Here is a 16719-nt window from a genome sequence, read left to right as displayed (position 1 = left end):
GCGACCAAGCTCTACTCTGAGGCTCACCAATAAATAGAACACAGTTTCATTTCTTGAATTCGATTCGGTAGGTGAACCGACGGTGGAGGAGTTGCAAGTATGGCGTCGTACGAGGACATTCCGATCATCGACACTCTCATTGGCTTCCGTGAAGCCTGTGGGCACGAGTACGACTTCATCACTGAGCAGACCAAGGACCGGGAAAGTCGGGAGTCGTTCGAGTTTCCGGCCGAGTACATGTTCAAAGGTGTGCCCAAGGAATTGCCCACCGACGACCCGGTGTCGGTGACGTTGCGTGAGATGGACAAGCACGGTATTGAGATCGGTATGGTTACCGTGGCGACAGAGTCGGGTAGGACTGCAGTGCAACGGTTCCCCGACCGTTTTGTGCCACAAGGCTCCGCTGTGGACCCCAACGACATCATGGGCACCCTGTCGACAATGACGCGTGAGTACGAGGAATTTGGCATCAGATCAGTGAGTTCCTTTGCCGCGGGCACTTTTCCGCAGGTAGCACTCAACGCGCCCCAGATGTACCCCATCTACGCGAAGTGCGTCGAACTCGATATCCCGATCTTTGCGTGCGCCGGTATCGCGGGGCCGCGCTTGAAATCTGCTGTACAGCATGTGGAACTCATCGACGACGTGATGTTCGATTTCCCCGATCTGGTGTTCGTCACCAGGCACGGCTGTGAACCGTGGGAGGAATTGGCAGTCAAGCTGATGCTGAAGTGGCCGAACTTGTACTACTCGACGTCGGCTTTCGCGCCGAAGCACTACCCCAAGGCGATAGTCGATTACGCAAATTCGCGTGGCGCCGACAAGATCATGTATGCGGGCTACTTTCCGGCCGGATTGACGTTGGACCGCATCTTCACGGACATGCCGCACGTGCCGTTCAACGACGACGTGTGGCCGAAATTCCTGCATTTGAACGCCCGCAAGGTTCTGAAGTTGAAGGAGTGATCGCGCAGTGACCGATGCATCTGTCGCCTTTCCGCTGAACCCAGACGACATGACGGCATCCCAGCTCGAACGTCGTAAGGCACTCACCGACACTGTCATCGAGATGCTCGCCGATATGAGCCCGGACAAGGTCCAGATGCGCGAGGTTTCCGAACGGTCGGGCGTCGCGCTCGGAACGGTGTACCGCTATTTCCCGGCCAAACAGCAACTCTTGGCGGCGTCGATAGTTGCGTGGAACGACATCCTCGCTGATCGGCTTGCACGTGAGCAAGCGAGTGGACGTGCGCGGTATGGCGGCCACGACTCAGTCCTTGATCGAGTCCTCGACCTGTACCGCCGCCAGATGAAGGCATTCCACCGCAGGCCCCACTTTGCGCGGCTCGAGGTCGACATGCAGACGTCGGACGACCCTTACGTTCGGGACACGATGGACGAGCGAGCCGCCGCCAACCGCTCGGTGATCTTCAGTCTGATGGACGGAGTCCCGGCTGAGTTGGCTCGTCTGTCCTCGCTTTCCATTGGCAGTGTGATGCTTAATTCGTTGATCTTGTGGACCACTGGTCGTATCGGCTATCCAGAGGCGCTGCGCAATGTGGAGGAGACCTGTCGACTGGTCTTGCGCGACTACTCCTAGAAGTGAGTCGTTTACGGGATCTGGGGAATCGGGTCCGGTGGATAGGGGTTGGGCGGCGTAGGAGTCGGGGGTACCGGCGGTGGCGTCGGCGGTACGGGTTCCGGCGCTGGCGGGATTGGTTCAGGCACGGGGTTCGGCGGAACCGGATCGGGCCCGGTACCCGACGGGGTGTTGTACGCCAACGCAAAAGGATCGATCATGCCGGTCGTGTTCCCCAATACTCCGTTCGCCAACCCTGAGGTGGGTTTCGGGTTTCAGTGTTGGACTCGCCGGGTAGCTGATCGCTGGCAGCGCGAACAGCGGCACAACGAGAGAGGCTTGTGATGAGTGAGCATCCGCGCGAGCGAATCGAATACCCCGGGCACACCAGCGACATGAGTGAAAAACCCCACGACGAGATGAACGGTTACGTCGGGCGGGGACTGCTCGACGGCAAGCGTGCGTTGATCACAGGTGGCGATTCCGGTATCGGAAGGGCTGTGGCTGTTGCATTTGCCAAGGAAGGAGCCGATGTCGCGATTGCCTATCTCGAGGAAGACGCCGACGCACATCACACCGCCGCACTTGTTGCGCATCACGGCAGAAAGTGTCATCTGATGCGGGGCGACCTCGCGGATCCGTACCACTGCAATGATGTGGTCGGGCAGACGGTGGACGTGCTGGGAGGCTTGAATATCCTCGTCAACAATGTTGCCTACCAACAACCTGTCGATGACTTCGTCGAGCTGTCGGACGAGCAGTGGCGTCGGACCTTCGCGGTGAACATCGACAGCTATTTCCACGTCAGTAAGGCAGCGGTTCCCCATCTGAGAGGCGGTGGGTCGATCATCAACACGGCGTCGATCAACGGCCTGCGCGGAAATAAGAGCTTGATCGACTACTCGGCGACCAAGGGGGCCGTCATTGCGCTGACGTACTCACTGTCCCAGTCGTTGCGTGAGCGATCGATTCGCGTCAATTGTGTTGCCCCTGGCCCGGTATGGACGCCGCTGATACCGGCGACATTGGACAAGGACAAGGTGGAGTCTTTTGGTCAACAGGCACCGTACGGGCGGGCAGCCCAGCCGGACGAGATCGCACCCTCGTACGTGTTCTTTGCCTCGGAAACTATGTCGTCTTATTACTCCGGGGAGGTGCTTGCGCCGATCGGCGGAGAAACGCTGCCCGGTTGACGGCAAATTCCGACAATTGCCTTCTGCCTGATCTCCAGAAGCGGCGTCGGCTAGGTTAGTCGTGTGGGGGACACCAGGGGAACTGATCCAATTGTCGTCGAGCCGCAATCGCAGGAGCAGGTCGGTGATTCGACGGGCCGCAAGCCGCGGCGGCGATTCCTTCGCGTGGTGCGATGGATCTGCGTCTCCGTGCTCGCGATAGTTGTTGGTGCTGTTGCGATCTCGACCATCAATCATCGGTGGCAAACTCCACGGGACAAGCAAGCCATCGAGGCGCTGATCGGTCCCTCGCACCGTTACGTCGAGGTGGACGGACATCGGATGAGCGTTGCGATTCAAGGCTCCGGCCCACGCACCATCGTCCTCATGCCAGGTTTGGGTACACCTGAGCCGATCCTCGATTTTGCACCCCTCGCGCGACGCCTCGCTGAGGCGAACACGGTGGTTACCGTCGAAAACTTCGGGTTGGGACTCAGTGACGGCACAGACGCACCGCGAACCAGCGAAGCAATCGTCGACGAGACCCGTTCTGCGCTGAGTGCCCTGGGGTTGAACGGACCCTATGTTCTTATGCCGCATTCCCTTTCCGGTCTGTACGCGATGTGGTGGGTTACCAACCATCCTGACGAGGTGGCCGCGGTAGTAGGAGTCGACGACGAGCGATATACGTCCGAACTTGCCGAAGGTGCGCCGGAGTGGCCGGGCTGGATGTCTACGGTCACGGCGCTCGGCGGGGTACGGGACTTGATCTACTTGGATATGAATACCGATTACCTGGGGCTCGCGGCCGACTACCGAGAAAGTCTCGGCGACGCCGCCGAATATACCCCTGAGCAGCAAGAACTCTATTTGCGTTCCTACTCGTGGGTATTGAATTCAACGATGCTCGCCGAGACCGCGCACGAAGCTGAGAATGTACGAGGCGTCGAGGGCGCTACCTTGCCTCCGACTATGCCGGCCATGTCTATTCTCGCGTCGTCGTCACTCACAGCCGACCCGGAATGGGAGTCGTCGCACCGCGCGGCAATTACCAACCCGTCGATTCAACGGGTCGAAATATTGGACGGCCACCACTACCTGTTTCACGCGAACGCGTCCGAGATTGCCGACATGACCCAGCAGTTTCTGGACGAACACGTCCAGCCTCGGTGAGCAAGCAATTCAGGACGTAGCGCCGTCGCTATACACAGCTACGCGAGTTCGGGGGTCGTTGTGAACCCGCGGTAATTGTCGGCGGCGATTTGAGTACAGAGGTTTCGATAGTTTCCGACGCCGCCGATATATGGCATGAAAATTCTCGGTTTACCGGGAACATTGGCGCCGAGATACCACGAATCCGCTTGCATATAGAGACTATCCGCGGCAATGGAGGTCACGTGGTCTACCCACTGCTCTTGAGCGGCATGGGTAGCTTCGGCGAACTGCGTGCCGACGCGGCGCATATGGTCGATGTAGTCCACTACCCACTCGACGTGCTGTTCGATCGAGACCACGACGTTGGACAAGACCGAGGGGCTGCCTGGTCCGGTGAGGACAAACATGTTGGGGAAGCCCGCAACCGCAACGCCGAGATACGTGCGTGGCCCAGCCGCCCAGGTCTCGCGTAGTGCTATGCCATCTCGCCCGCGGATGTCGATGGCGTTCAACGCGCCGGTCATGGCGTCGAATCCCGTGGCGTAGACGATCATGTCGAGTTCGTGCAGTCCCGCTGAGGTCTGGATTCCCTCGGGCACAATGTGCTCGATCGGTGCGGCGCGGAGGTCCGCCAGCGTGACGTTGTCGCGGTTGAAAGTTTCGTAATAGTCGGTTCCGATGCACAACCGCTTCGAACCCAATGGATACCCCTTGGGGCACAGTGCCTCTGCCGTAGTGGGATCTTCGACTGTATCGCGGATCTTCGATCGTACGAATTCAGCGGCGGTCTCGTTGGCGTCGACGCTGATCATGATGTCGCCGAAGGTGTTCTGGAAGGCGATTCCGCCGCCGGCCCAGCGGCTCTCGTATTCCTTGTCACGGACTTCCGGCGCGGTTTCGAGTGCCAGTCCGACGGGCGGCGGGAGAATCCAGCCACCGTGGGATTCACGCAGGTTCTGGCGGCGGGTGGGGTAGTCGGCCTTGATCTCGTCGAGTTCGTCGGGTCCGAGTGGCCGGTTGCGCGCTGGGATGACAAATCCCGGGGTCCGCTGGAACACGGTGAGGTGTTCGGCCTGCTCGGCGATGAGCGGGATCGCCTGTACCCCGGACGATCCGGTACCGATGACGCCCACGCGCTTACCCGTGAACTCGACGCCCTGAGACGGCCAGTGTCCGGTGTGATGGACCTCGCCGCGGAAATCCTGCTGGCCGGCTAATTCTGGCATTCGCGCGGATGAGAGTGCACCGGTTGCCATGACGACCCACCGACCGGTGACAGAATCTCCGTCGTCGGTCGTGATCGTCCACAATCCCGCCGTTTCGTCGAAATCGGCTGATGTCACACGAATTCCGAATGTGATCTCCTTGCGCAGGTCGAATCGATCGGCGACGTGCTCGAGATACGAGAGAATCTCAGGCTGCGCGGGGAAGCGTTCTGTCCAGATCCATTCCTGCTGAAGGTCGTCGTCAAATGAATACGAGTAGTCGGCGCTGTCGACATCGCACCGGGCGCCGGGGTAGCGGTTCCAGAACCAGGTTCCGCCGACGCTGCTACCTGCTTCGAACCCTCGAACGGAGAGGCCTCGTTGCCGAAGGCTGTGCAGCGCATAGAGGCCGGCGAATCCGGCGCCCACGACAATTGCGTCGCAATCTGGAGTCTGCGGAGGGTTGTTCAGCATGGGGACTGCCTCGATTCACGGTGAGGGGCGGGGACGACGGGATGTGCCAGTAGCATCAGTGCAGGCTGTGAGTACGCCGCACGCTGTTCGGATGTAACGGGAGGAATGCAAACGTGGACGCAGGGCCCAACGACAGGCCGGCGCAATTGGATCCCGCGTCGTTGCCCAAAGGTCAACAGGCGCGGCGCCAACACATCATCGATGTCGCCGGCGAGTTGTTGGTTGCGGACGAGTTCGAGCGCATCCAAATCCGTGATGTTGCAGAGGGTTCCGGCGTTGCGCTCGGAACTGTATATCGGTATTTCACGTCCAAGGAGCACCTGTATGCGGCGGTGTTGCGAGACTGGTCGGCGACGGATCCGATCAAGCACGGAAACCCGGTTGATACGTCGCGCTCGCCCGCCGAGCGGATACGGGTGCGCTTGCACCACTCGGTCCGTCGGTTCGAGGAGTATCCGAGTTTTCTTCGTCTGCAAAGCACACTCAGACAGTCGACGGATCCGATCGTGTCCGAGATCTTTGCCGAATTCTCCGACCAGGTGCTGATCTCGTATCGCGCGCAACTTGCCGATCTGCCCGCGGGCGACGCTGCGGACATCGTGTCGATTGTGACCGCTGTGTTGACTCATCAGTTGGTACTTTTCGGATTGGGACGTCAGGAAGCCGCCGAGGTTCATCGACTGCTCGATCGCACTGTCGACATGATCTTTTCGTTGAACGGCACGGTCTGAGCGAAGGCGGCGTTCGACGCTCGTAAACACAGCCGCACGCCGACTCGCGATTTTGATGTGACCGTTGTCATATTCACAGACTAGAGTTAGATTCTAGTTCATGACAAGCGGTGTGCAGGAGCGAAGTGCGTTGGATCCGGCATTTCAGGCCGTCGCGGACGCGGCGTCGGGGGCAGGGCTTCCGCCGATGGTTGAGCTGTCTCCAGCGGATGCGCGTGAGCGGATACGAGGTGCGCTGCAGGCCTGCGCACCTGGGCCCGAGGTGGCGTCGATCGAAACGCATGCAGTAGGTGACGGGCTTTCGGTGCGGATCTACCGGCCGGTGGACGAGACACACGCCGGTACCGTCGTGCATTTCCATGGCGGCGGTTGGGTCACCGGGGATTTCGATTACGCGGACCCGATGTGCCGGCTGCTCGCCGAGACTGCTGGCGTCCCGGTAGTGAGCGTGGATTACCGGCTGGCACCGGAACACCCGTTCCCGGCCGCCGTGGATGATGCGTTGACGGTGCTGCGCTGGGTCGCTTCAGAATCCGAAGGGCTGGATCCACGGATTGTCGTCACGGGTGACAGCGCCGGCGGCAATCTCGCAGCGGTGAGCGCGCAATTGATGCGGTCCGATGACGCCGTCAACCTTTTGGGGCAGGTGCTCATCTATCCGGTGGTGGACGCCGATCTGACGCGGGATTCCTACGTCGCCAACTCAGGAGTGTTCCTCGGTGCACGGGAGATGGGATGGTTTCTCGATCATTACTGCCCCGACGTGGACGCCCGGACCTCGCCCGATCTTGCACCGATTCGCGCTGCGGACCTGTCCGGGCTGCCGCCGGCCGTCGTAGTTGTCGGTGGACACGATCCGTTGCTGGACGAGGGCCTCGAATATGCCGAGCGGCTGCGCGGTTCCGGGGTGCCCGTCGAGGTGCAGCACCTCCCAAGCCTGCCGCACGGATTTCTCCAGTTCACGGCTGTATCGGCGGCTGCGGCAGCGGCCGCTGCCGCAGCCGCAGCAGCAACAGCGCGTTTGTTCGAAGGCGTTGCCCAGCAGTCCGATTCGACGGAGGCAGTAGACCATGCATGATCTGGTGATTCGCGGTGGGACCGTTGTGGACGGAACGGGCAGCGTGCCGCGGCGGGCAGACGTGGCTGTCGACGGCGGCACGATCACCGTCGTCGGTGTGGTACCCGAGGCAGGGCGTCGTGAGATCGACGCGTCCGGAAAGCTTGTCGCCCCCGGTTTTGTCGACATCCACACGCATTACGACGGACAGGTCACGTGGGACACGTTGTTGACACCGTCGTCGTTGCACGGCGTCACCACCGTGGTGATGGGTAACTGTGGAGTTGGCTTTGCACCCGTCAAACCCGAGCAGCGCGACTGGCTGATCAGCTTGATGGAAGGCGTTGAGGACATTCCCGGAAGTGTTCTTGCTGAAGGGATGAGCTGGAACTGGGAGTCTTTTCCCGACTATCTCGACGCGATCGATACGCCGCATGCCATCGACTTTGCCGCGCAACTGCCACACGGCGCACTTCGCACGTATGTAATGGGGGAGCGCGGAGGTGACCATCTGGCCCGGCCGACCGACGCTGAAATGGACCGGATGCGTGACCTTGTTGCCGAGGCAGTCGAGGCTGGTGCGCTCGGTTGGTCGACGTCGCGGTCTGCGGTGCACAAGACGTCTGCCGGCGAGCCGACGCCCAGTCTGACGGCGTCTCGGGAGGAGTTGACCGGGCTGGCACATGGTCTGGCGAAGGCAGGGGCCGGCGTCATCGACTTCATCTCCGATTTCATGGACGAACCGGAGGAGATGGAGTTTGTCAGCGCCATAGTCGAGGCAGCGCAGCGGCCGATGTCCGTGTCCATCGTCCAGAGTGACCGGGCGCCGGACAAGTGGCGGTCACTACTGGATGGGCTGGCGGAAGTCTCTGCGCAACAGAATATTCCGATCACCGGCCAGGTGGCACCGAGAGCTGTCGGAGTCATGCTCGGCTGGGAGCTGAGCTGGCATCCGTTCATGGCGTATCCCAGCTATGCGGCACTCGCGGATCTTGCTCGCGAGGAGAGAGTGGTGCAGCTGTCTCGCCCCGAGGTCAAAGCGGCCCTTCTGGCGGAGAATCCGGTATCGGACAGTGAGTTCGTGCAGAGACTCTCGACCAAGTTCGAGAGCGTCTACCTTCTCGGCGACCCGCCCAACTACGAACCGGGACCGAATGATTCGGTCGCTGCGCTTGCTGAGCGTTCCGGTGTGTCGCCGGTCGAGGTTGCCTACGATGCGATGATGGCGCAAGACGGTCGTGGTCTGCTGTATTTCCCGATGCTCAACTACGCGGGTGGGAATCTGGATGCCGTCCGCGAGATGCTCGCTCGGCCGGATACCGTGCCGGCGCTCGGTGACGGTGGTGCGCATTGCGGCGCTATCTGCGACGCAAGCTTTCCGACAACACTGCTCACGCACTGGGGTCGTGACCACCGGAACCCCGAATTATTGTTTCCCATCGAGTGGTTGATCAAGCGGCACACCGTAGACACAGCCGCGGTGGTTGGTCTACTTGACCGCGGGCAGGTACTGCCGGGGTACCGGGCGGACCTGAACGTGATCGATTTCGACCGGCTACAGGCTGACCAACCGGAAGTGCTGTACGACTTGCCAACCGGTGGTCGTCGGTTGATGCAAACCGCGACCGGCTATGTCGCAACTGTTGTCGCGGGTGAAGTTGTCTTCGAGGAGGGCGAGCACACCGGCGCCCTACCAGGACGACTGGTGCGTGGCGCTCGGCCGATTCCCGAATCAATCACGTGCTGAACGGTATATCCTCCCGAACACCCTAGGAAAGAAGGTCTACATGCGTCGTAGTTCATTCGCTCGTGCCGCGACCACGTTCACTGCTCTGGCGGCGGCGACTGTGCTTGTTGCAGGCTGCGCCGGGGGCGGATCGGGTTCGGAGACCGATACGTCGGACGTGACGACCGGACTGGTCGGCGATCAGGGGGACGGAGGTGAACCGACGTCTGGTGGAACGCTGTCCTTTGCGACGTACAACGGCGTCAGCAGCCTCGATCCAGCCGACCGGCAGGATGGCGGTGCGACCGGCGGCAACGAAATGGCCGCGATCTACGACCTCCTCGTGCGGTACGACCCCGAAACGAAGGCGTTCGAACCGCAACTCGCACAATCGCTCCAAGCCAACGGAGACAACAGCGTCTGGACGTTGACGCTTCGCGACGGAGCGAAGTTCAGCGACGGGACACCGGTTGACGGCGCCGCGGTGCTGTGGAGCATCAACCACTATCTGGAGAAGAAGGGGACCCACACGCAGGTGTGGAAGGCAACCGTTGCCGACGTACAGTCGCCCGAATCGGCTACCGTCGTCTTCACGTTGAAGCAGCCGTGGAACGAGTTCCCGATCATGTTCACCACCGGTCCCGGGATGATCGTGGCACCGTCGTCGATGACAACAGGAGCATTCGCGCCGATCGGAGCGGGCCCCTTCGTCGTCGAGAAGTTCGCCTCTCAGGATGAACTGGTGCTCGCGGCCAACCCCGCGTACTGGAACGGCAAGCCGAATCTCGACACATTGCGCTTCCCGGCGATCGTCAGTGAGCAGGCCAAACTCGACGCCCTGCACACCGGTGGTGTCCAGGCCGCATACCTACGAGGCGCAGAGGTTGTTCATAACGCTCTGAGCGCGGGAGACGTGGGATACGTCTACACCGTGAATATGGGCGGTGTCGGCAACATCAATCAGCGTGAGGGGCGAGCGGCGTCCGACGTCCGGGTTCGTAAGGCGATCGTGGCGGCATTCAACCCCGATACGTTCAACGAGCGGGTCGAAGCCGGCTACGGAATGCCCGGCAGCGATATGTTCCAGTCGTGGTCGCGGTGGCACGGATCCGTCGCCGGAAACGGGTACGACCCCGAGGCTGCAAAGAAGTTCCTGGGCGAAGCAAAGGCGGACGGATACGACGGCAAGCTCACCTATGTGGGCTTGAACGACCCGGCCACCCAGCGCAGTGCGCTGGCGTTCCAGGCAATGCTGCAGGCCGTCGGATTCACGGTCGAGATCGTGTACACGACCAGCATCAACGACCTCGTGAAAACCATGTACGCCCAACATGATTACGACATCGGGTATGCAGGCTTCAACGTGCTCGACGAATCGCCGTTCGTCCGGATGTACGGCAATCTGTACAGCGAATCGTCGTCGAATGTGATCGGGTACAAGAACGCGACCATGGATTCCCTTCTGATCGAGATGCAATCGGCGCCGACCGACGAAGATCGCACGAAAGTGATCGAGAAAATCCAGACCCTTGTCAACGAGACGGCTCCCATGCTGGTCGTCAACACGGGTAAGTACTTCATTCCGTGGAGCAAGAACGTCTACGGAATCACGCCGAGCGCCGACGGCATCATGTTGTTCGGAAACGCTTGGATCACACCTGATTCGACGTCGTAGGAAAGCGAGATGCGGGGCCGCTCAGTGGGGAATCCACTCGGCGGCCCCGTCGTTCTTGTTCAGCGTGATCGAAAACCTTCCCGAACCCCACCACGTTCGGTAGACATCGATGGTGGACACTTCGCTCTGGTACCGATCATTCGCGGAAGTGGAAGCGCGAGGAAATTCGGCGATCTACGAGGACTGGGGTTTCGGGGTCTCACAGGACCCAGCGGTCCTCGCCCTCATCGATCGACTTCCAGAACCCCGACGGCAACCGAACCTGGTCTTCGGCGCCAGCCGTCATCTCGGTGCCCCGATAGCTCCGTACGAGTCGTTTCGTCGGTGGGTGAGTGCGCACTGGTTCGAGGTCGAACAACTCGCACGCACCCGGACTACCCAGACCAACGAAACGGGTCGCGACGCCGTGCTGCTTCCCGTCCTCGGACTGTTGAAGGGTCCGTTCGCCCTGATAGAGGTCGGCGCGTCCGCTGGCCTGTGTCTGTATCCGGATCGGTACAGCTACCTCTACGACGGCAACCGGTGTCTGCATCCGGTAGACGGTCCGTCCACGGTGCTGCTCGAATGTGCGACGACCGGAAATCCGCCGATTCCGCAAAAGGTCCCAGAAGTGGTGTACCGGGCGGGTATCGACCTCAATCCACTTGATGTGGCCAACGTTGACGACATGAGTTGGTTGGAGAGTCTCGTGTGGCCCGAGCAGGAGCATCGCAGACAGCGATTGCGAGACGCTGCCGCCCTCGCTCGAGAGGATCCGCCACATCTGATTCGCGGTGATCTCAATTCCACCATTGCGGACCTCGTCGAGCAGACACCTCGAGGCACAACTGTGGTGGTCTTTCACAGTGCTGTTCTCAGCTACCTCGCCCCGTCGGATCGAGCGGCGTTCGTGGACACTGTGGGTTCGCTTCCATGTCACTGGATTGCCAATGAAGGGGTCGGAGTCCTTCCGGCCATCGACAACCGGTTGACGACGTCAACGCAGACGCGTCGCGGTAAGTTTGTCGTCTCTCTCGACGGTGTACCTCATGGGTTAGCCGGTGCCCATGGCCAGTTTCTCGACTGGACGAACGAAACTCACACGGCATCACATTGATTGGCTCGCGATCCGATACGCGTGGAATGCTTGACCCTCACATTGATGTGAGGGTTGACAATCGGTCCATGGCAGATGACATCGCTTCACAGCAACAAGTTCTCGGCACCAACCAACGTCTTCCGGACAAGCTTCCGAGAGTCCCGCTACTGGCCTTGTTCGCGTGCGTCTTCATCACCAGCCTGACGGAGACTCTCCCGGCTGGAGTGCTACCCGCAATCAGTGACAGTCTCGATGTCAGTGAATCCGCTGCCGGGCAGACGATCATGGTCTACGCGCTGGGAACGGCGCTGACGACGGTTCCTCTGGTTGCAGCGACGGCGTCATGGTCCCGGAAAGTGCTACTGCTGAGTGCGATTCTCGGGTTTGCGGTCGCCAACACCGTCACCGCATTTTCTTCCGACTATGTTCTGACGATGACCGCTCGCTTTGTCGCGGGAGTTGCTGCGGGGATTGCGTGGGCGTTGCTTGCCGGGTACGCCAGAAGTCTTGCCCCGAAACATCTCGAGGGCCGCGCCATCGCGGTGGCTATGGCAGGAATTCCGCTGGCTCTGGCGTTCGGCGTTCCGTTCGGAACATTCTTGGGAAACGCCGCCGGGTGGCGTGCGCCGTTCTATCTCATGTCGGGTCTGGCTGTTGCGTTACTCGTTGCGATCGGGTTGACAGTTCCGGATCGTCCTGGCCGGCCGCGAAACCGGAAACAGCGGAGCATGTTCGGGGCCGCACGAATCCCCGGTGTCGACGCGGTTCTGATCGTGACCATCACTGTGGTGTTGGGGCACACGATCATGTACGCGTACATTGCCCCGTTCCTCGAGGCGATCGGTATGGGAGGCGATACCGACCTCATTCTATTGGCGTTCGGAGTGGCATGCCTGATCAGCATTGTTGTTGTAGGTCAACATATTCACACGAAGCTTCGGACCTTCTCCGTGGTCAGTGCCGTCTCGATTGCAGTTGCCGCAACCGTTCTGGCCGTCACTACCGAGGATTCACTGCTCGTCTATGTCGCTGCCGCAATATGGGGCCTGGGGTGGGGAGGAATTCCGACTCTGCTGCAAACGTCGGCAGCGGTTGCCGCAGGCTCGCATGCAGACGACGCTCAGGCACTTCTTACAACGCTGTGGAATGGTGCTATGGCTGCAGGAGCGGTGTTGGGCGGAGTTCTACTGACCCTCAACGGCGCTCGATCTCTGCCGTGGTGGACGGTGACCCTCGCCCTACTCTCCGTAGTGATCATATTGACCGCTCGCGGTGGCGGGTTCCGATCTCCCGCACACATCCATCAGGAAGATCAGGTTCACATATGAACGCACCACAGTCCCACCGCTTACCCATAATCGGCATCGCTTTGGAACCTGCCGGATGGCATCCAGCGGCGTGGCGACTACAGGGTCACACGCCGACCGAACTGTTCACTGCTCCGTATTGGTTGGCGTTGTTGCGTGACATCGATGCATCCGTCGTAGATTTCGTGACCTTCGAGGAATCGATCGGGCTTCAGTCGTCGGACTTCCGGACAATGGACGGCAAAGAAGACCAGGTGCGCGGCCGACTGTCGCCGGTCGCACTGACCGCGCTGGCCGTATTCGGAACGCAGCAACTCGGCGTGATTGCCGCGAGAAACCTCACTCACAGTGAGCCATACAGTATCGCCACCGAAATAGCATCGCTCAACGTCCTGAGCGGAGGCAGAGTCGGGCTTCGTGCCCAGATCACTTCGCGAAGCATCGACACACATCATTTCGTTCGCCCACAGCCCGTTCCGGAACTGAAAGAGTCCGACATCTACTTTCCCGAGAAGATCGGAACCCGACTGGCACCAGTTTTCTCGAAAGCTACCGAGTCGATTGAGATACTCCGAGCACTGTGGTCGACATGGACGGAAGACGCACTCTTGGACGGGACGGACGGACGATTCGTCGATGTCAACAAGATCTCGGCCCAGCCAATCACGACCGCGACCTACGACATCGCAGGCCCACTCGGCGTCCCGGTCACCACGGCTATGCAACCCGTCGTTCTCGCGTTGGCACATCACGCCAACGTCCCCTACAAGTTGGCGACCGCGGCAGCCGACGTGATTCTGGTGACGCCGACTCCGAGCGCGAACGGGGTCTCCATCGGCGACGTATTGAACGCTGTGGAAACTGAATGCACTGCAGTGCAACGAGACTTGATCGCTAGACCGCTGACTATCCTGGTGGATCTTGTCGTCTTCCTCGGTGCGACTCGCCACGAGGCAGTGACCATGAAGAGGGCACTCGACGAACTGTCAGGCGCACCGTATTCGTCGGACACCGAAATATTTGTCGGTTCGGTGGGTGAACTCGTCCGTCGGATCGAAGAGCTTGTGGCAGCTGGTGCAGACGGTGCGCGACTACGGCCGGCGGTGAACGGCTCGGATATCCCACTCGTCCTTCAGCAACTCGGCTTAGTGTTCGGATCGAATCGCCTGACCGGCACGCTGCGTGAGCGCCTGCACCTCGGTTCGCTCGAAACATCCTCAACTACATGAAGATAGGCGAGCTTTCGACGGCCACGCGGGTATCTCGGCGGCTGTTGCGCTACTACGAGGAACAAAGCCTGATCGCTCCGAGACGATCCGAAAACAGCTACCGGGACTACGACGAACGTATGGTCGATCGGGTTTTCCAGATACGAGGGCTGTTGGAGATGGGATTTCCGACGCGAGTGATTCGGCAGATCCTTCCGTGTCTGGATCAAGAACGCGTCATCCATATGAATGATGTAACACCGGAGATGCTGGCGATGCTCGAGGCGGAAGCGTCCGGGCTGGACGAGAAGATTCACTTTCTCGTCAAGAATCGCGACGCGATCCGTGAGTACATTGCGGACGTGCGGCAGCGACATACCGTTCCAACCAATACATGAGTGTGGGTTCACCCGTTCGGGGTGATGTTCGCCCTACTGAATCTCGGGAAACTGTTCACACGCTATTCTGCCGATGAAGGGGACGTCATGACTGCTCCGAACCAAGCTCCCGCGAACCATCCTGTCCGACAGGGCTTTGCGATTGGTACTACGGTAGCGGCGGCTGCCCTGCTGTTTGTCGCAGGTGTCGTTGCTCTCCTGCAAGGTATCGCTGCTCTCGCCGACAACAATATCGTAGTGGTCGGAACCAACTACGCGTTCAAATTCGACGTCACGACGTGGGGTTGGATACATATCATCCTCGGAATCATCGGCATTGCGGTGTCGTTGGGGCTGTTCGTGGGACAGACATGGGCCCGCGGGATGGCCTTTGTCATCGCAGCGCTCTCGATCGTGGCCAATTTCCTGTGGCTGCCGTACTACCCACTGTGGTCGATCGTGATCATTGCGCTCGATGTCGTGGTGATCTGGGCAGTTGCGACCTGGCGGCCCGACGCTACAAAAACGATCTGATCAGCTCACCGGTGTACCCCAGATCCGCCTCATCGGCTCGTCGGGCATCTCGAGGGTTGCGGTATCACGCCAACAGCACCAGGGGGCGGGCAATGCTCGAGAGTGAGCTTCGATGACTTCGAGCGGATAGGGCGATGAGCAAGCCGGTCGAGCATGGATTTATTCGCGGACGCCGTCGGTGGCGAGCGGGGTTGAGCCAGCTTGTTTCGATCTTTGCCGGTGTGAGTTTGGGTCTTTTGATGCCACTCGTCGAATTCGGGCCAACAGTCCCAGCCCGCCAGGTGACCGATATGTTGGTTGCGGTAGGGCTGGGATTGCTGGGTTCCATCGCGGTTATATTCTCGTTGCTGTTTCTTGTTGTACAGTGGGCAGCAACAACTTTCACACCCCGGCTGACGCTGTTCCGCGACGATCCGATCGTGTGGCGAACCTTCGCTTTCGCGGTGGGGCAGGCCGTATTCTCCATCACCGCAGCACTCGCCATCGGCAACCGCGCCCGAGTTTCCGTGGTCGTTCCCATTATCGCGGTACTACTCCTGCTCGCCATGCTGGCATTTCTGCGAGCGCTTCAGATTCACTCTTTTGCCGCTATCCAGCTGGCACCGGTTCTGAAATCGATAGGCAGTCGGGGCCGCGCAGTCCTTGGCGCGTACTACAGCACGAGGGGTTCGGAATCACCGTCACCGCCATTGGCGCTGCCTGCCGATCACACAACCATCATATGGCCCAACCCGCCAGCCGTGCTGCATGAGATCATCATCGACGATTTGCTCGAGGCAGCGACAGTTGCTCAGGTAGTCGTCGTTCTTCAGGTCATGCAAGGCGATACACTGCTGTACGGTGCGTCCGTTGCCGACGTACATCGTGGGTCACTCTCGGCACCAACATTTCTCGATGCTCTGGTCACTGGCCACGAACGCACATTCGACGGTGACCCGTTACTCGCGCTCCGGCTCTTGGCAGACATCGCTCTGAGAGCCCTGTCTCCGGCCGTCAACGATCCGGCCACCGCGGTGCAAGCTCTAGACGAAATCGAAGATCTGCTTACCCGCGTGGCGTCTGTCGACACCGCGCCGACATACATCACCGACTCTTCCGGGCACGTCCGAGTAGTGCTGTCTCGCCCAACTCTGGACGACTATGTCCAGATCGGGCTCGATGACGTGATCGCCAGCGCCACTACGTCACCCATGACCGTCGATCGGCTCCGCGCACTGTTGATGCGGCTTACGACCCACTGCCGACCCGAACATGCCGCGATGCTCGAAGCCCGACTCAACCGGATCAACGGTCTTGACGGTCCTCTGTCGCCCTTCGATACCGTCGGAAAATCTCAGTGAGGTCGGTCGAACGGTGGATACGTGAATTCGACGTAGTGCGATGCAGGGGATTGAGGGGTTCGCGATGATCGCAGGTGGTTGGATCTGGTTCCTTCCGTTGC

Annotated in this window: 15 protein-coding genes; 14 read left to right on the top strand and 1 reads right to left on the bottom strand. The window is 60.3% G+C overall.

Translation table 11 applies throughout. From position 1 onward, the window contains the following. Positions 1–99: 99 nt before the first annotated feature. The 4 genes from EEB13_RS17280 to EEB13_RS17260 all read left to right on the top strand — a co-directional run bounded on the left by EEB13_RS17280 (position 100) and on the right by EEB13_RS17260 (position 3924). Positions 100–966, top strand: coding sequence for an amidohydrolase family protein (locus EEB13_RS17280; RefSeq protein ID WP_033234701.1), 867 nt, complete (start codon positions 100–102; stop codon positions 964–966). Positions 967–1015: 49 nt separating this feature from the next. Continuing rightward, positions 1016–1600 carry a TetR family transcriptional regulator gene (locus tag EEB13_RS17275; RefSeq protein ID WP_141486191.1) on the top strand — a complete coding sequence of 195 codons (585 nt, stop codon included), beginning with the start codon at positions 1016–1018 and terminating at the stop codon, positions 1598–1600. 323 nt (positions 1601–1923) lie between these two features. After that, positions 1924–2772 (top strand): SDR family oxidoreductase, encoded by an 849-nt coding sequence (locus tag EEB13_RS17265; RefSeq protein ID WP_141485913.1) that lies wholly within the window; start codon positions 1924–1926, stop codon positions 2770–2772. A gap of 63 nt (positions 2773–2835) precedes the next feature. Then, complete coding sequence (locus EEB13_RS17260) at positions 2836–3924, top strand: alpha/beta fold hydrolase (protein WP_230590163.1); 1089 nt, start codon at positions 2836–2838, stop codon at positions 3922–3924. 38 nt (positions 3925–3962) lie between these two features. Here the strand turns inward: EEB13_RS17260 and EEB13_RS17255 are convergent, their stop codons facing one another. After that, on the bottom strand, positions 3963–5585 hold the full coding sequence (locus EEB13_RS17255; RefSeq protein WP_141485912.1) for a flavin-containing monooxygenase: 1623 nt from the start codon (positions 5583–5585) through the stop codon (positions 3963–3965). Between the two features lie 113 nt (positions 5586–5698). Here EEB13_RS17255 and EEB13_RS17250 point away from each other — a divergent pair, with 113 nt between their 5' ends. The 10 genes from EEB13_RS17250 (at position 5699) to EEB13_RS17205 (ending at position 16618) form a co-directional block, all read left to right on the top strand. Continuing rightward, positions 5699–6316: a TetR/AcrR family transcriptional regulator gene (locus EEB13_RS17250; RefSeq protein WP_033234697.1), complete on the top strand. Its 618-nt coding sequence runs from the start codon at positions 5699–5701 to the stop codon at positions 6314–6316. Between the two features lie 100 nt (positions 6317–6416). Beyond that, complete coding sequence (locus tag EEB13_RS17245; RefSeq protein ID WP_261984579.1) at positions 6417–7394, top strand: alpha/beta hydrolase; 978 nt, start codon at positions 6417–6419, stop codon at positions 7392–7394. Next, positions 7387–9120 (top strand): N-acyl-D-amino-acid deacylase family protein, encoded by a 1734-nt coding sequence (locus EEB13_RS17240; RefSeq protein WP_141485911.1) that lies wholly within the window; start codon positions 7387–7389, stop codon positions 9118–9120. Before EEB13_RS17245 ends, EEB13_RS17240 begins: the two co-directional genes overlap by 8 nt. A 40-nt stretch (positions 9121–9160) precedes the next feature. Next, positions 9161–10774 carry an ABC transporter substrate-binding protein gene (locus EEB13_RS17235; protein ID WP_141485910.1) on the top strand — a complete coding sequence of 538 codons (1614 nt, stop codon included), beginning with the start codon at positions 9161–9163 and terminating at the stop codon, positions 10772–10774. 112 nt (positions 10775–10886) lie between these two features. Next, positions 10887–11870 (top strand): DUF2332 domain-containing protein, encoded by a 984-nt coding sequence (locus EEB13_RS17230; RefSeq protein ID WP_141485909.1) that lies wholly within the window; start codon positions 10887–10889, stop codon positions 11868–11870. A gap of 68 nt (positions 11871–11938) precedes the next feature. After that, complete coding sequence (locus EEB13_RS17225; RefSeq protein WP_141485908.1) at positions 11939–13180, top strand: MFS transporter; 1242 nt, start codon at positions 11939–11941, stop codon at positions 13178–13180. Next, positions 13177–14388: an LLM class flavin-dependent oxidoreductase gene (locus tag EEB13_RS17220; protein WP_052683520.1), complete on the top strand. Its 1212-nt coding sequence runs from the start codon at positions 13177–13179 to the stop codon at positions 14386–14388. Before EEB13_RS17225 ends, EEB13_RS17220 begins: the two co-directional genes overlap by 4 nt. Next, positions 14385–14765 carry a MerR family transcriptional regulator gene (locus tag EEB13_RS17215; RefSeq protein ID WP_033234693.1) on the top strand — a complete coding sequence of 127 codons (381 nt, stop codon included), beginning with the start codon at positions 14385–14387 and terminating at the stop codon, positions 14763–14765. Before EEB13_RS17220 ends, EEB13_RS17215 begins: the two co-directional genes overlap by 4 nt. An 87-nt stretch (positions 14766–14852) precedes the next feature. Then, on the top strand, positions 14853–15278 hold the full coding sequence (locus EEB13_RS17210; RefSeq protein ID WP_033234969.1) for a hypothetical protein: 426 nt from the start codon (positions 14853–14855) through the stop codon (positions 15276–15278). A gap of 134 nt (positions 15279–15412) precedes the next feature. After that, a complete protein-coding gene (locus tag EEB13_RS17205) occupies positions 15413–16618 on the top strand; it encodes a DUF2254 family protein (protein WP_052683521.1) in 1206 nt (401 codons plus the stop codon). Positions 16619–16719 lie beyond the last annotated feature (101 nt).

It is taken from the genome of Rhodococcus sp. WS3 (genome assembly GCF_003797085.1).
Classification (GTDB): domain Bacteria; phylum Actinomycetota; class Actinomycetes; order Mycobacteriales; family Mycobacteriaceae; genus Rhodococcus_F; species Rhodococcus_F globerula.
Note: the sequence above shows the minus strand (reverse complement) of the source record. Positions and strands in the feature narration are given on the sequence as shown.

Coding starts and splice junctions, on each gene's coding strand:
- EEB13_RS17255 (WP_141485912.1), bottom strand. CDS start 5,585: ATGCTGAACAACCCTCCGCAGACTCCAGATTGCGACGCAATTGTCGTG.
- EEB13_RS17275 (WP_141486191.1), top strand. CDS start 1,016: ATGACGGCATCCCAGCTCGAACGTCGTAAGGCACTCACCGACACTGTC.
- EEB13_RS17245 (WP_261984579.1), top strand. CDS start 6,417: ATGACAAGCGGTGTGCAGGAGCGAAGTGCGTTGGATCCGGCATTTCAG.
- EEB13_RS17235 (WP_141485910.1), top strand. CDS start 9,161: ATGCGTCGTAGTTCATTCGCTCGTGCCGCGACCACGTTCACTGCTCTG.
- EEB13_RS17280 (WP_033234701.1), top strand. CDS start 100: ATGGCGTCGTACGAGGACATTCCGATCATCGACACTCTCATTGGCTTC.
- EEB13_RS17265 (WP_141485913.1), top strand. CDS start 1,924: ATGAGTGAGCATCCGCGCGAGCGAATCGAATACCCCGGGCACACCAGC.
- EEB13_RS17210 (WP_033234969.1), top strand. CDS start 14,853: ATGACTGCTCCGAACCAAGCTCCCGCGAACCATCCTGTCCGACAGGGC.
- EEB13_RS17240 (WP_141485911.1), top strand. CDS start 7,387: ATGCATGATCTGGTGATTCGCGGTGGGACCGTTGTGGACGGAACGGGC.
- EEB13_RS17205 (WP_052683521.1), top strand. CDS start 15,413: ATGAGCAAGCCGGTCGAGCATGGATTTATTCGCGGACGCCGTCGGTGG.
- EEB13_RS17220 (WP_052683520.1), top strand. CDS start 13,177: ATGAACGCACCACAGTCCCACCGCTTACCCATAATCGGCATCGCTTTG.
- EEB13_RS17215 (WP_033234693.1), top strand. CDS start 14,385: ATGAAGATAGGCGAGCTTTCGACGGCCACGCGGGTATCTCGGCGGCTG.
- EEB13_RS17225 (WP_141485908.1), top strand. CDS start 11,939: ATGGCAGATGACATCGCTTCACAGCAACAAGTTCTCGGCACCAACCAA.